This window comes from Endozoicomonas sp. SESOKO4 (assembly GCF_024606275.1).
Map to the genome: position 1 here is coordinate 1 of NZ_JAHHPS010000229.1, position 1,284 is coordinate 1,284.

At 48.9% G+C, this 1,284-nt stretch carries 2 protein-coding genes; both read left to right on the forward strand.

The window, feature by feature from the left end; genetic code table 11:
* A partial coding sequence (locus KDK16_RS04310) for a drug/metabolite transporter (protein WP_257274831.1) occupies nt 1–798 on the forward strand: 798 nt, incomplete at its 5' end.
* A 117-nt stretch (nt 799–915) separates the two neighbouring features.
* Complete coding sequence (locus KDK16_RS04315) at nt 916–1,125, forward strand: hypothetical protein (protein WP_257274832.1); 210 nt, start codon at nt 916–918, stop codon at nt 1,123–1,125.
* Nucleotides 1,126–1,284: the final 159 nt, after the last annotated feature.

Genomic DNA, 1,284 nt, shown 5'->3' on the forward strand with positions numbered 1-1,284 from the left:
GTAATGCTCGGGATGCTGGCTTTTGTGCCTCTGTTGCTTTTTTATATCGACTGGTTGGGAGAAATCTCCCGGGAAATTTGGTACCTGTTAATTCTGAGTGGCCTGTTTCAGGCCATCTACTATCTGGGACTGGGTCAATCTTACCGTTTTGGCGATATGTCGCTGATGTATCCGGTCTCGCGCGCTCTTCCTGTTCTTCTGGTTCCACCTGTCATCGGTTTATTAGGTTGGGGAACAGAGCTCTCACCGGGAAAATGGCTGGCTTTCAGCCTCATTGTTTCAGGCTGTATCATCCTGCCACTCTGGCACTGGAGAGATATCAGGTGGTCTCACTACCTCAACTCTGCAACGGCCTTTGCAGTGATGGCTGCCCTGGGTATCACGGGATATTCTGTGGTCGACAGTCATGCTCTCATGTTAATGAGAGCGCTGTGGCCCGTTGAAGGAGTGGCCTTTAAAAGTGCTCTGCTCTATCTGATTCTTCAGGCCGTCACAACCTGCCTATGGCTGGTGCTTTTCACGTTTCCCTTTCATAAGCAGCGAATTGAAATAGTACAGTTGTTTGCATGCCATCGTGGTGCTCTGTTTTTTACAGGTGTGGCGATGTTCTCCACCTACAGCATCGTGCTCGCCGCCATGGCGTTTGCTGATAATGTCAGCCTGATTGTGGCTCTGCGCCAGACCAGCATTCCAGTGGGCGTTTTGATGGGGGTTTTTCTGCTTGGAGAGAGAGCTTCGTCACAAAAATGGTGGGGCACTGGATTAATCGTTTCCGGCTTGATTCTGGTAAGTATCTGACGATGCATAAGTAAATGAATCTGGCATGAAACCTGATTAGTAAAAAAGCCACGTATTGGCACTGGAAGCTGAAAATATCTTGTGAGACTATCAGGTGCTTGGCAATCAGGAGGAATCATGGACGACAGCCGAAAGAATGAAACCGAGACTCAAAGCAGTACACGCAGTTGTCACAATGAGGCACGGTTACTGGCTCTGAGAAAAGCTTACCTTGCAGGTGAGCTGAGAGTAGACAGTGCCAGAGTGGCAGATAAACTGCTTGCTTTCGAGAGTACACTTGAATCAGCCCTGAGACACCGGACCCATCTGAATGAAAAAAGCAGCTGACTGATTTCAACGACAGGGATTTATCTCCAGTCAGTTTGCAGAATGACTTTAATTGTTGGAAAAACACCATCCATTCGTTAGAATGCAAAGCGAGCCAGCCGCAACGATCTACGTGCTGGCTTTTCTATGCTCCCTTGGCACAGCTGGATAGCGCGGCCC